This window comes from Paenibacillus massiliensis 2301065 = DSM 16942 (genome assembly GCF_000377505.1).
Taxonomy (GTDB): Bacteria; Bacillota; Bacilli; order Paenibacillales; family Paenibacillaceae; genus Paenibacillus; species Paenibacillus massiliensis.
On the sequence record NZ_KB898185.1, the window covers coordinates 721,634 to 735,647 of the forward strand.

Below are 14,014 nucleotides of genomic sequence, written 5' to 3' on the forward strand. Positions count from 1 at the left end.
ATACTCGATGTGAACACGCACTATAAAATTATAACCAAACATATATTTTATTATCTTATTGAAAAATTATACCGATATAATTATAATGTAAACGAACTCATTAGATTAGGGGGCGATTGATATGGCAGAAAAAGTTAGAGATTATCCAAAGCTTGCAAAGAGCATTCTGGACGCTGTTGGTGGCCAAAGTAATGTTATGGGGGCTACACGCTGCGCCACCCGGCTTCGATTGGTACTTAAGCAATCCAGCCCAGAGGCGAAAGAACTTGTGGGAACGCTACCAGGGGTTATTACCGTCGTTGAAAGCGGCGGGCAATTTCAGGTTGTTATTGGACAGCATGTCGGCGAAGTCTTCGAATCATTTGCAGCTCTCGTGAACCTGGATGATACTGCAGTAGAACAGGGTGACAAAAGAACCGTATTGAACCGAATCATTGCTACGATGTCGGCAGTCTTCGCGCCCTTCATTTATATCCTGGCTGCTGCTGGTATTTTGCAGGGGATTTTGATCCTGATCAACCTGGTGTCCGACAGCTTCACGAGTACGGGAACCTATCAGGTACTGAGCTTCATGTCATGGGCTCCTTTCGTGTTCTTACCAATCTTCATCGCGATTACGGCATCAAAATACTTTAAAGTGAATACCTTTATCGCCGTTGCTTGTAGTGTTGCATTGGTTAGCCCTGACTGGGCAACAATGGCAGCAAGTATTACAGACGGAGCGAAAATCAGCTTTCTGGGCATTCCCTTGACGGGAACGACATATACGGGCTCGGTGCTTCCACCGCTTCTCCTGGTATGGTTCTTGTCCTATCTGGAACGCTTTCTGAACAAAAGAATACATGAAATGATCCGGCCGTTGTTCGTTCCATTCCTATCCATGGCTATTATGGTTCCGCTGACTATTTTGCTACTCGGGCCCTTGTCAACATGGGGGGCAAATGGTATTGCTGCTGGTTACAATTTCCTTGCTGAGAACTTACCGTGGCTTGCAGGGGCAATTATCGGCAGCGCATGGCAAATTATCGTAATCTTTGGCATCCATTGGGGCGTTCTACCGATGGTTCTTGCGAACTTTGATCTCTATGGTCGGGATTCATTTCAGGCTTACCAGACGATTGCCATTATTGCTCAAATCGGTGCCGTGCTTGGCGTTATTCTGAAGACCAGAAATCAGGAAACCCGCAAAGTCGGTATCTCCGCAGGCATTACGGGACTGTTTGGCATTACGGAACCGGCGATCTACGGCATTACTCTCAAATTCAAGAAGCCGATCATCTATGGATGTATTTCTGGTGGTATCGGTGCGATTACAGCCAGTTTCTTTAATCCATTCTACTTTGCTTATGCCGGACTGCCGGGCCCACTGACGCTTGTCAACGGAATCAGTGATGAGTCGCCGATGTCCATCTGGGGCATTCTGATCGGTGCCGCCATTGCGTTCATCCTTCCCATTATTTTGATTCAAATTTTGGGTTATGGCGAAGACAAGGTGAAAGCAACAGCTGCAGCAACTCCAACTCCAACCATTGAAACACCAAGCACTACTACCGTTCCTTCCGAGGGCGGGGAAGAAGCCATTTCTGCTCCACTGGTAGGCAGAGTTGTACCTCTTTCCGAAGTTCCTGACGAAGCGTTTAGCTCGGGGGCCATGGGCCAAGGCGTTGCCATTGAGCCGTTGGAAGGTAAGTTATATGCACCGTTTGCAGGAACGGTTGCAACGACCACGCCTTCCAAGCATGCTATCGGACTGCGTTCGGCATCCGGTGTTGAATTGTTCGTTCACATCGGTATAGATACGGTAAAATTAAAAGGGGCGCCATTCACCTTGCATGTCAAGGAAGGCGACAGCATCAATAAAGGCGATTTGCTTATCGAATTCGACATCGCCATGATCAAGAATGCAGGCATGCCGACCATAACACCTGTCCTTATTACAAATGCATACGAGTACCAAAATGTGATTCAAGAAGACGCAGATCAAAGCGCTTTGACTCAAAAATTGCTAACAGTCATTAAGTAAGACAACAATACCATGATAAAAAACCAGATTACCTGAAATTTCCTAGGTGGGGGGCTCTCCTCACCCATTTCAAACATCTGACAATAGCTATGTCACTCTGAATCGTTTTTGAGCTGGTTTAATCTACCCCATGTCTGGCTCTTGATTTTCGGAGTGAAGCATCCTTACTCAGAAGAGGTTTCGTTCGCTTGGGGGCGGAACCTTCTTTGATTTCACTGGAGCAGTGCAGCATTCTCCACAAGGCCTGAGCTTTCCTTCAAAATGATATATCCGATAAGCGGAGGAACCGATGTTCACCAGATCGAATCATTACACAACCCAACTCAAGTTTATTTTTTCCTTCGGGATCGTAATGTTCCATAGCAAAGGGAGACACCTGATTTACTGAACGAAGCCCCTTGAATGGGGATGGAGCTTGTTACGAGGGCTTGAATTTTTCACACACGTATCATCCAGGATCACAAAAATGGAGCCATGATCTAGTGATGACTTCGTTGAAAGAGAAGGCCTGACAATAATCAACAACAAATAGAGCGGAATGGAGAACGAAATGGGAACCAGAATGAAAATTAGAGTAGAGCCCCGGCGGTTAATTATCATGTTGATAGGAAACATATTTATGGGTTTGGGAGTTGCTATTTTCAAGCTATCGGGATTGGGGAATGATCCCTTTAACGGGATGGCAATGGCACTTGCTGAATATGTCGGGTTCTCATATGCCACTTTTTTAATTATGCTGAATCTCGGATTGTTTGTAGCTCAATTCTTCACGGGGCGAAAATTCATCGGAGCAGGTACAATTGTAAATGCCTTCTTATTAGGCTACATCATCACATACTTTTACGACTCTGCGCTGGGGCTCTTTGGTGAACCTCAGGTTCTGTGGCAACAGGTAATCATTGTTGTGGCTGGGATCGTAATAATTAGCTTGGGGGTCTCTCTATATCAAACGTCCAATGTGGGCGTTTCCCCGTACGACAGTCTGTCTCTTATTATGCGAAATTACGTCCCGAAAATCCCTTATTTCTGGCACCGAATGTTTACAGATTCTATTTGTGCATTGATTTGCTTCCTGTTCGGAGGCATCGTTGGGCTGGGGACGCTGGTAACAGCGTTTTGCCTGGGACCCATTGTTCAATTTTTTGATGTCCATGTATCGGAGAAACTACTGGTTAAAGGGCGCACAGATATTCAAAACTCCGCACGAACATAGGCACGTATGAACAGGTATATCAGACCTTTTCAACAGAGACTTTGCAACAACAATTGACCAGCATTTCCCTTACAACTTACAACAATGTCCAAGTGTTACGGCTTGAAAATGGCAATAAAACGGTGAATGATCATTACCATATTCAATACCTGAATGACAAAAACAATAACGAATAAATTATGCTCTCACTTTGTTTCTGAGGAAAAGTCTAAAACAAGGTTAACACAATACTCAATCTGGCATCATCTCATGCTAGATTGAGTAGCATTAACTACTTTCCCCCCCTCACTTATCCATCTATATTTATACACTTCAATGGATTCCAGATTTTCGTTGGCATCATCGTCAAATCCAGACTGAAATTCACAACAACAACAAGTTTTGTTTGGGAAACCCTGACTATCCCATTGAGGAAAGTTTAATTCATTATCGGCTTCCCAAATGCGCACAGATTTTTTTAGCATTCCAAGTGCTACAACTCCGTGACGAACTTGATGCGCTGGAGCAAATTGCCGCTCAACTGGCTGCGCCAGCTGTAAAAAGCCAGGTGTTTATACTTTCGTTTTCAATCGTTCGATTGCGGGAGAAGCAACAGCACAAAGCAAGATCAGAATGCTAGCACCCAAAATCGCTGCGGTGATACCACTTACATTGATAGCCCAACCCCCTAACGAAGCACCTACTGCGATTCCGCAGTTGCATGCGGAAACATTCAACGTGCCCGCCAGTGCTTTTCCTTCGTTTGCAGCATTGATTACCCGAGCCTGGTTAAGGGGGAAAAGCGCCGTATGTGCTATTCCCCATGCAGCCAGCGCAACTACGAACATTGCAGGATATCCGACGAGAAGAACTGAACTTGCCGCGCCTACAGCCAATAGAAGACAGAACAAAACGTTAGCTTTTATGGCGTGACGGTCAACAAGTCGACCAGCCAGATAATTGCCGTATAGACCGACTGTACCAAACCCCATCAGCCACCAGCCTACATGCGATGATGAGATACCAGCATATCCTTCCAGCATGTCAGCGAGGTAGGTGTAAGAAGCGTACATCGCTGATAGTATTGCAACTGAAAGGACGAGGTTGGCAATTAAGTAACGATTCGAAAGAGATTTGATCTGACTTTTCAAGCTTGTTTCCTCGACAGGATGGAGTTTTGGCATGGCTTTGGCCAAAAGCAAGGCCACCGTAATCGAAAACACGGCCAGAAACCAGAAAGCTCCTCGCCAACCTACAGCATCACCAAGTACGGTGCCCAAAGGGATGCCAAATACCAATCCACCAGTTAAACCCAAATAGAGTTTGGAAATCGCCTTGCCAGCATCCTCTTGTGGTACAAGCTTAGCAGCAACATCGCTGCCGACTCCCCAGAAGACTGGAAGTAGAGCCGCAGGGACAATTCGTGCAATCATTATCGTCCAGAAGCCCGGAGCTAATGCGACGGCTACATTACTCGTAGCAAATACCACCAAAATCCATGCAAATAGCGCGCGCCGCTCCACACGCGCGAATATTACGGTCATAATAGGGCCGGCGAAAATAATAATGAGTGCAAACGAAGTCACCAGCTGACCAGCGATCGGTATCGAGATATTGAGGTCTCTTGCCATATTCGGCATAAGACCTATTATAATAAACTCGGTTGTAAAGATTACAAATGCAGCCAGCGATAGGATGAAAATCGATAGGTCTGCACGTTTATTTCTGTCCTTCGAACTAATAGTATTCATAATATTTCACCTTCTTGAATTATGTGTTCTTCTCTGCTGTACTGAATCTATACGAAGCATATATATATTTTTACCGGTATATAGATACAACTGTTTTCATGAAAGTAGGCTATAGCACGTATCCACAAAATGTTACTCTCTCCAGTGAATAAATTTATTCATATATTCCACAGTCGGCTAATATTTCCGATTTAAAACGCATGCTATCAGCCTCTGTTATAGGGCGAATGACCTTACAAGGAACACCAGCAGCAAACGAATTTGCTGGGATATCACGAGTCACCACGCTCCCAGCACCAATCACACAATTGTCACCTATGGTAACCCCTCCACAAACCGTTACGTTCGCCGCCAACCAGACATCGTTACCAATGGTCACTGGCTTTGCGTAACATAAGTGTTTAACCTCTCCATTTTGATTAATCATCTGCTTTCGCTCTGAAGCAATAAAGGGATGGATTGGAGTCGCAATGGTGACATTGGGACCAAAAAGAGTATTGTTTCCAATTTTAATTTTTGCATCATCCTGAACTGTCAAGTTATAGTTAGCGAAAAAATGATCGCCGATTTCGGTGTGTGTACCATAATGAAAAAAAATAGGTCCTTGCATATAACAATTATCACCTATACGTCCTAGCAATTTCTGGAGTATACTATTACGTTCTTCCTCCTGATTCTCGTACATATCGCTATAACATCGGCTCAAATTGTGAGCATTTCGTTTTATCAGTTTTAAATCAGGGTGCGATGGAGCAAATAACTTCCCTTGGAAAATACGTTCTTCTTCCTTCATATTTATCAGATCCTCTCAAACGACCAGTTTTAATAATGGACTGAATTTACACGTTATTTAGTATAGATTTATAAACACCATTTCAGATGTAACCTCTCGCGAAATGTATATACAATAATGAAAAAGCCAATCTACTCTCTTCAGTTAAGCATTTATTGTTTTCTTCCCTTTGGCAGAAAAACCGCCAGCAATCCTAATAATGGTAAAAAGGAAGATAGTTGTATAACCCAAGCTACACTTGTAATATCAATCAATGAACCCAAAATAACAGAGCCCAAGCCTCCCATACCAAAGGAGAAGCCAAAAAACAATCCTGAAACGGTACCGATATGATTCGGGAGTAATTCTTGGGCATATACAATAATCACACTAAATCCCGACATAAGAATGATTCCTACTAATGCACAAAGGACTAATGAAGTCAGCGGTCCCACATACGGTAAAAGAATTGAAAAAGGGGCTGTGCCGGCAATAGATAACCATATCATTGGTTTTCGACCAAATCGATCTGCCAAAGGCCCCCCAATGAGTGTGCCAATCATGCCTGCAAACTGTAAGATAAATAAACTGATTTGTGCTTGAGATAATGTTACTCCATATGTCCCAGCATAATAAAACGAATAATATCCCGTCATCCCTGCTAGATACACGAATTTGGAAAAGAGAAGCAGTACTAAGATAAAGAGTGTAAAAGTAATGAAGAGTTTGTTGCGCTTTGAACTATTTGGAGCTACATTATCTGTCGTAGAATGAATCGTAGATTGCTTGGTTATAGCAATTTTTGCTTTATACCAACGACTGACCCGACTTTGAATGAGCATACCTAAGAAACCTAATCCTAATAACCACAAGTAGCTACGTTGACCTTGTGGAAGAATTAAAAAGGCTACAATTAATGGAGCTATAGCCTGACCTGTATTACCTCCTACCTGAAAGATGGACTGCGCTAACCCTCTCCCTTTGCCTGCAACCATGTAAGCGACTTTCGATGATTCTGGATGAAGAATTGAAGATCCAACTCCAACAATAGCAGCAGAAACTAAAAGCATCCAAAATGCAGATGAAAATGCAAAGCCAAGCATACCGATTAGTGAACATAACATGCCAGCAGGTAATAAGATTGGCATCGGTTTGCGATCGGAAATATAACCAACAAGGGGTTGCAGAACTGATGCCGTAATATTTAGAGTGAAAGCAATCCAACCCATCTGCGCAAAATTTAATTGCATAGTTTGTTGAAAAAGTGGAAAAGAGGCAGGGATTACTGTCTGCATAGCATCATTAAGCAAATGTGCAACACTTACCCCGGCTAATGCCCAATTAGCTGACCGGTTAATTTGTAAGGATGATGAATATGAACTCACTAGATCGCCTCTTTTTGGTAATCGTAGTTTCTTACCGGGGTCTAACATAGATATATAGTAGACACCCAAATATTAATCATCATTAGCTCCAAAACTAATATATAAATGAATTCGTATTACTGCCCGAATCTGATATTTTTTACAGTAGTTTGTTCTAATGAAAAATGTGAATAGGTTCTATCACCACCTCTGCCAGTTGGAGATTGAGCAAGAAAACCTACCTTGACTTCATCCTCAACAGGAAGATTAAAAAATCTAGCCATGAAGAACTGTTCACCATCTAAAGAGTAGTGAAATGCGAATGACTGTCCGACCCGTGAAATTTGTAGCCACACGGAATCTCCATCAATATTGTTACCGTTAGCGTCATCGGAAGTTTGGTTTGTAACTACACTCACAACAGCATGCGTATTAAAATCGGTAAGTTCGAAACATAATTTCCCCCATACTTCCCAGTCTTTCATCACCATTAGGCAAGCCGCATCGTACACATCTTTGAAATCAAGTTGTACTTTTGCTCGCAATACAAAATTTCCGCAAACTTCCTTATAGAAAAACGGAGCATTTGCAAGACTTTCAGGTGTGATACCTTCTTCAGAAACAGCTCCATTATTGCAAAAAATATCAGTTTTCTCTGGGGCGTACATAATCATTTTGTCATCTTCAAATGATATATGAGATTCGTTTAACCAAAAAAAATTGTCAAAATCTTGATTCCTCACTCTAATTCCCCCCGGGTTTTACAATTTTGTTTGCACCTATCCCATACTTCAGATAGTATTATATCACCATAAAAATTCCAAACAAGGAATTTTATCCCCAAAAAATATCACTATATTCCCAGAGAGGATAACTTTAATGAGAATTGATACGATGCCACTAGATAGTACATTCTTCGAAAATATTCAACATGGTCAGCTTGATTTTCCAATTCAATACTATGTAGATGAGCTACATAAATTTAATAACTATAAAGTGCCGCTACACTGGCATTTTGAGCTAGAATTCTTTGTTGCTCGTGGAGGAACTGTGTTGGTTCAAGTGGGTCATCACCAAATCAAATTAGAAGCTAATGATGGCATCTTCATTAGTAGAAATACATTGCATTCCTATGAACAAATAAATGAAGATGATCTATGTGAATGCCCCGTCATCGTTTTTTCTGCTGAACTGATTGCTCCCCATACAAGTATTTTATATAAAAAATACATCATGCCGATTCTTAACGACAAAAACTTGCCATTTGTCGTATTTCATACTCGAGAAAAATGGCATAAGGAAATTTTGATAAAGCTGGATTACATCTTTGCTCTACTTCAACGATATGGCGCTGTGAGCAGTTACGGTGCATTTCCTATTCTGGATTTTGATGTAGATCCACTCTCAGATGTTGGTTTCGAAATGCAAGTACAATGCCTTCTCAATCAGATTTGGTTGTTGATTGTTCAGCATAGAAACCACCTTCCTGTGGTTACTACTGATAAACGGGAATTACATTCTCAAGTCAGACTTCAGAACATGATTTCATTTATTCAAAAAAATTACATGAACCCTGTGACACTCGAAGACATTTCAAACTCCACAAATATTAGTAAGAGTGAGGCGGCACGATGCTTTCATTCTTATTTGAATTGTTCTCCTGTAGAATATTTATTGCAAGAACGGATTAATGCGGCGAAACGTCTTTTACACACTACTCCCCGCTCCATCCAAGAAGTCTGTTTGGAGTGTGGTTTTAATTCTTCAAGCTACTTTATTAGAATGTTTAGAAAAAAAGTCGGAGTAACACCTGGAGAGTACAGAAAGAAAAATACAATTTAGTTTACCGTTAACACTATTTTTTTGAAATAACTATCCTATCTTTATATCAATCCAAATCGTTCACGCGATTATATCACTGTTAATCTCGGTAATCGAATTCAACTCTTGGCCTCAACAACTAGTTAGATAACTAGCATTCATAGCTGTGTGAACAATTTCATATTCAGTAAATAGCTCGCCAATTGGCGAGTTTTTCTTTATCTCAGTTAACAATCATAAGTATAGCACGACCCTTAATAAACGTCCTAATTTTATTATAAACATATATTTATTTTATTTAGTCATTGATAAATTGTACCGGTATAATTATAATTTGAATATGCTGTTACAATAAAAAGGAGGAAATAACATGGGACAATTACCAAAAGACTTTTTATGGGGCGGCGCTTTAGCTGCACATCAATTTGAAGGTGGCTGGAATCAAGGCGGTAAAGGGCCAAGTGTTGTAGATGTAATGACAGCAGGTGCATATAACATACCACGAGAAATTACAGAAACAGTTGAAGCTGATAAGTTTTATCCGAACCATGAAGCAATTGATTTCTATCATAAATATAAGGAAGATATCGCCTTGTTTGCTGAAATGGGGTTAAAATGCTTACGAACATCGATCGGCTGGAGCAGAATTTTCCCAAAAGGCGATGAAGCTGAACCGAACGAAGAAGGATTACAATTCTATGATGATGTATTTGATGAATTACTAAAGTATGGAATTGAGCCTGTTATTACACTTTCTCACTTTGAATTACCGTTGCATTTGGCAAGAGAATATGGTGGATTCAGAAATAGAAAAGCAGTAGACTTTTTCGTACAATTCGCGGAGGTTTGCTTTAATCGCTATAAAGATAAAGTAAAATACTGGATGACATTTAACGAAATCAATAACCAAATGGATGTGAATAATCCCCTGTTCTTATGGACAAATTCAGGTGTTATCGTAAAAGAAGGCGAAAACGTGAAAGAAGTAATGTACCAAACCGCACACCATGAACTGCTTGCAAGTGCATTAACAGTAACAAAGGGAAAAGAAATTAATCCAGAGTTTCAAATCGGGGCAATGGTATCTCATACACCAATTTATCCTTATTCATGCAATCCAGAAGATGTGATGTTAGCTGAAGAAGAAATGAGACAACGCTACTTCTTCCCTGATGTACAAATTCGTGGTTACTACCCAAGCTACGCTTTAAAAGAATTTGAAAGAGAAGGATATAATATCAAGTTCGAAGACGGCGATGACGAAATCTTAAGAAATGGTACGGTTGATTATTTAGGCTTTAGTTACTATATGTCTACAACTGTTAAAAGCGATGTTGTAAATGATAACACTGGAGATGTTGTAAGTGGCGGATTGAATGGTGGATTACCTAATAGTGTAGAGAATCCGTACGTCAAGGTTACTGATTGGGATTGGACTATTGATCCAACTGGACTTCGATATACATTAAACCGTTTTTATGATCGCTATCAAGTTCCATTATTTATTGTAGAAAATGGATTTGGTGCTGTGGATACTTTTGAAGCGGATGGCTCCATCCATGATCCAGAAAGAATCCAATATTTAAAATCACATATCGAAGCATTAGAAAAAGCAGTCACTTATGATGGTGTTGATTTAATTGGCTATACGCCATGGGGGATCATCGATATTGTGTCATTCGGAACAGGGGAAATGAAAAAACGTTATGGCATGATTTATGTGGATCGTGATAATGAAGGAAACGGATCAATGAAGCGTTATAAGAAGGATTCGTTCAACTGGTACAAACAAGTTATTGAAACGAATGGGGAAGAATTATAAAGGATACCTTGTTAACTTAGGAATGAACAATAACCCGAATAATGGACGCTTATTAATAAGTGCCTTATTCGGGTTATTTTGTAGGCTTCCAGTTTACAGCCGCGCTTATGATTAGAACAGTGTTTTCTGGAATATCTTGTTCCAAATTCATTCGCAGAATGAGTTGGCTCGTATGGCAGCTCCACTTCCATTTCTATCAGGAGTTACCACGAACAACATAACAATAATGAAGGCTCCTTCAAAATAACGTGCTCACTGCCAAATCTTGCTCGATTTAGTTGAAAAGAAACCAAGAGCTTGTATCTTCACAAAAAATGATTGTTCGTTTGTACGAAGAATTGCGATTGTTCATAGTTATATGTTAACTTGGAAAAGTCGAATGGTTGCCCATTGGTTAAGTGAAACACAGATTCAACGTATAGTTTAGGATCTCCCTTTTTTAACCTTAAATACTTTGCTTCTTCATCAGTCAACTTATTGACGTGAAAAAATGTATCTGCAAAACCGATATTTAATCCTAATCCTTCTGTAATATAATTAAATACTGATTCAGAAATAATTTCGTTGTTCAAATAAGTAATGATCGATTTATTGTAATACGATTCCTCTAAGCATAACGTCTGCCCGTTAATATAACGAAGCCTCTTAAAATAATAGACATCGTCACCTGGTTCCATATTTAAATTAAGAGCCGCTTCTTTTGATGGTTTACGTACGTCTAATTCAATCACTTCTGACGTGATTTGAAAATCATTAAGACTTTTTTTATACCCCTGATTAGATAGAAAACTAATATATCCTTTTCTCTTATGCCTTCTAACAAAAATTCCACTACCTCTGACTTGATACACAATCCCTTTTTTCTCCAAGAGATCTAAAGATTTGGTAATTGTACTCTTACTCACTTCAAATTGAGTCATCAATGTTTCTAAAGATGGCAGTTTCTCTCTCTGTTGGAGTGAATGCTCTTCAATATATTTTTCCAGTTCATTTGCGATGTGTTGATACTTTAACATGTTCATTCCTCTTTATTTTTTTTATCAATACCAGAATTATACCATAAACTTTTTAAAAGTATACTCAACTAGATTGTACATGCTTTAAATTTTTGTTTGGTTTTTATAAATTGTACCGTTATAATTGTGTTGTAAGTGCAAGTATCATTAAGGACGGATCCAATGACAGAAAAGTTGAGAGATTATTTCAAGCTTTCTTCTTTGTTGCCACGTTATAGCTTACTTTTATCGCCGATACAGAACACCTTCAAGTTGTCCTTAACTTCTTATGACATGAAAGTATGCAAATGCCCCATCCCACATCAAAAACCAATTAATAATTCCTATCAACTCGTATACACCTGCTTCACATCCAGATTCCTGTACTGAATCGCCTCCGCTACATGACCTACTTCAATATGCTCTTCTCCAGCCAAGTCCGCTATTGTCCGTGACATCTTCAAGATACGATCATAGGAACGCATGCTCAGTCCAATTGCTTCCACCGTGTGTTCCAGCAATTGCTCTGCCTCGCGGTTCAGCTCCGTATACTTGCGTAGCAGCCTTCCAGATAGCTCACTATTCCAGGCAATTGGCAGATTGGCATATCTTTGAGCCTGTAAGGCCTGAGCTTGCAAGACCTGCTGTCGCATATCATTGGACGAGAGATTCTGCGTTTCCTTGCGCCACTCCTTCGGACGCGGCACCTCTACTTGCACATCAATCCGGTCCAGAAGAGGTCCCGAGATGCGTGAGCGATATTGTGAGATTCTTGCTGGGCTACAGCTGCAGACCTCACCATGAGCTTCGCCGCTTAACAGTCGGCCACATTGACAGGGATTCATCGAAGCGACCAGCATAAATTGAGCGGGAAAGGTGAATACAGCTCGAGAGCGGCTAATTGTCACATGGCGATCTTCCAGCGGCTGCCGGAGCACCTCTAGCACCTGACGGTTGAATTCAGGCAGCTCGTCCAGGAATAATACGCCCCTGTGTGCAAGGCTCACCTCACCGGGACGAGGAATGCTACCTCCTCCGATCAGACCAGCTGAAGAAATCGTATGATGCGGGGAACGGAAAGGACGCTGACGTATAAGCCCCGTAGGTGCTTCCTTCAATTTGCCGGCCGCACTTAAAATCTTCGTGACCTCCAAAGCCTCTGATTCTGTTAAAGCTGGCATGATGGTGGGCAGACGCTTGACCAGCATGGTTTTGCCGGTTCCTGGCGGGCCAATGAACAGCAGATTATGCATGCCCGCCGCAGCAATCACTAGCGCTCGCTTAGCCTGCTGTTGACCAAGCACATCTTCATAATCCTCGACAACATTGGTAGTTGTCGCTTTCAATGGATGCCCAGACTCTGATTGTCCTCGTCCTGTAGGGCAGGAAAGTGATTGTAACGGCGCATACGTCGAAATTTGTATAGGCGCCTTGGCTCCCTTTAACCCGCGAAGCCCCGCTATCACACTTTCACTGTCAATCACTTGGTGAGTAGCCTTGTCAGCTTCTTCGGCAACAGTCTCCCCGTCAACGGCCTCCTTATTGTGATCTGCACTACTCACGGTATGTCCTGCTTCATATGAATAACCGCCCTCATCCTGACCATTCGCTACATGGATTAGATCGCGTAAATGATTCAAAGGATATACGTCGATACCGCTAATGAGGCAGGCTTCCTCCCAGTTCTCCTTCGGCAGGAGTACGCTGCTACATCCCTCTCTTTTCGCTGCATCCACCATGGAGAGTACCCCGTTGACAGGACGTATACTCCCATCCAAAGCCAGCTCACCAATGAACAGTGTCCGCTCCTGCATAGGCAGTACGACCTGTCCACTAGTAGCCAATAGACCAATAGCAATAGCCAGATCGAAGGCGGTTCCTTCCTTTCGCAAATCTGCCGGGGCCAAATTAATCGTCACCCGCTGAGCAGGATAGGTGAACCCACAATTTTTGATGGCTGCTCGTACACGTTCTACAGCTTCCCGGATGGCCGAATCCGGAAGACCAATGATAGCTGTCTGTGGCAGACCATTGGCCAGATCAGTCTCAACCTCAATGAGTACACCATCAATACCATACAGACAAGCGCTGTCCAATTTTCCATACATCACAAAAACACCCCATTCATCTATATTTGAGCATGGCTTTAACGCCTGCTTATACATGAAAAGGGTGCTTCCACTATTTCACTAGCTTCACGAACTATACCTATAAAGTTGAAAAATGATGTGCCGAACATAATGTATAAATTGAAGATATACTCGCTGGATGGCG

General features: G+C 41.6%; 10 protein-coding genes. 4 read left to right on the forward strand and 6 right to left on the reverse strand.

Going from position 1 to position 14,014, the window contains the following annotated elements; translation table 11 throughout:
* The first annotated feature begins 121 nt into the window (after window positions 1-121).
* Window positions 122-2,023 carry a beta-glucoside-specific PTS transporter subunit IIABC gene (locus D328_RS0103195; protein ID WP_018883509.1) on the forward strand — a complete coding sequence of 634 codons (1,902 nt, stop codon included), beginning with the start codon at window positions 122-124 and terminating at the stop codon, window positions 2,021-2,023.
* Window positions 2,024-2,642: 619 nt separating this feature from the next.
* Window positions 2,643-3,236 (forward strand): YczE/YyaS/YitT family protein, encoded by a 594-nt coding sequence (locus tag D328_RS0103200; RefSeq protein ID WP_205622106.1) that lies wholly within the window; start codon window positions 2,643-2,645, stop codon window positions 3,234-3,236.
* A 551-nt stretch (window positions 3,237-3,787) separates the two neighbouring features.
* Here D328_RS0103200 and D328_RS0103205 read toward each other — a convergent pair.
* From D328_RS0103205 to D328_RS0103220, 4 genes are all read right to left on the reverse strand, one after another.
* A complete protein-coding gene (locus D328_RS0103205) occupies window positions 3,788-4,966 on the reverse strand; it encodes an MFS transporter (protein WP_018883511.1) in 1,179 nt (392 codons plus the stop codon).
* Window positions 4,967-5,120: 154 nt separating this feature from the next.
* Window positions 5,121-5,759, reverse strand: coding sequence for a sugar O-acetyltransferase (locus D328_RS0103210; RefSeq protein WP_018883512.1), 639 nt, complete (start codon window positions 5,757-5,759; stop codon window positions 5,121-5,123).
* 152 nt (window positions 5,760-5,911) lie between these two features.
* Window positions 5,912-7,123 (reverse strand): MFS transporter, encoded by a 1,212-nt coding sequence (locus D328_RS0103215; RefSeq protein WP_018883513.1) that lies wholly within the window; start codon window positions 7,121-7,123, stop codon window positions 5,912-5,914.
* Window positions 7,124-7,239: 116 nt separating this feature from the next.
* Complete coding sequence (locus D328_RS0103220; protein WP_018883514.1) at window positions 7,240-7,845, reverse strand: DUF1349 domain-containing protein; 606 nt, start codon at window positions 7,843-7,845, stop codon at window positions 7,240-7,242.
* Window positions 7,846-7,981: 136 nt separating this feature from the next.
* On the opposite strand from D328_RS0103220, the gene D328_RS0103225 reads away from it, so the two are divergent.
* Together D328_RS0103225 and bglA are read left to right on the forward strand one after the other, a co-directional pair.
* Window positions 7,982-8,944 (forward strand): AraC family transcriptional regulator, encoded by a 963-nt coding sequence (locus D328_RS0103225; protein ID WP_018883515.1) that lies wholly within the window; start codon window positions 7,982-7,984, stop codon window positions 8,942-8,944.
* Between the two features lie 349 nt (window positions 8,945-9,293).
* Window positions 9,294-10,745, forward strand: a complete 1,452-nt coding sequence (gene bglA / locus D328_RS0103230; RefSeq protein ID WP_018883516.1) for a 6-phospho-beta-glucosidase BglA — start codon at window positions 9,294-9,296, stop codon at window positions 10,743-10,745.
* Window positions 10,746-11,050: 305 nt separating this feature from the next.
* Here the strand turns inward: bglA and D328_RS0103235 are convergent, their stop codons facing one another.
* Window positions 11,051-11,761 (reverse strand): GntR family transcriptional regulator, encoded by a 711-nt coding sequence (locus D328_RS0103235; protein ID WP_018883517.1) that lies wholly within the window; start codon window positions 11,759-11,761, stop codon window positions 11,051-11,053.
* 326 nt (window positions 11,762-12,087) lie between these two features.
* A complete protein-coding gene (locus D328_RS0103240) occupies window positions 12,088-13,848 on the reverse strand; it encodes a YifB family Mg chelatase-like AAA ATPase (protein WP_026280987.1) in 1,761 nt (586 codons plus the stop codon).
* Window positions 13,849-14,014: the final 166 nt, after the last annotated feature.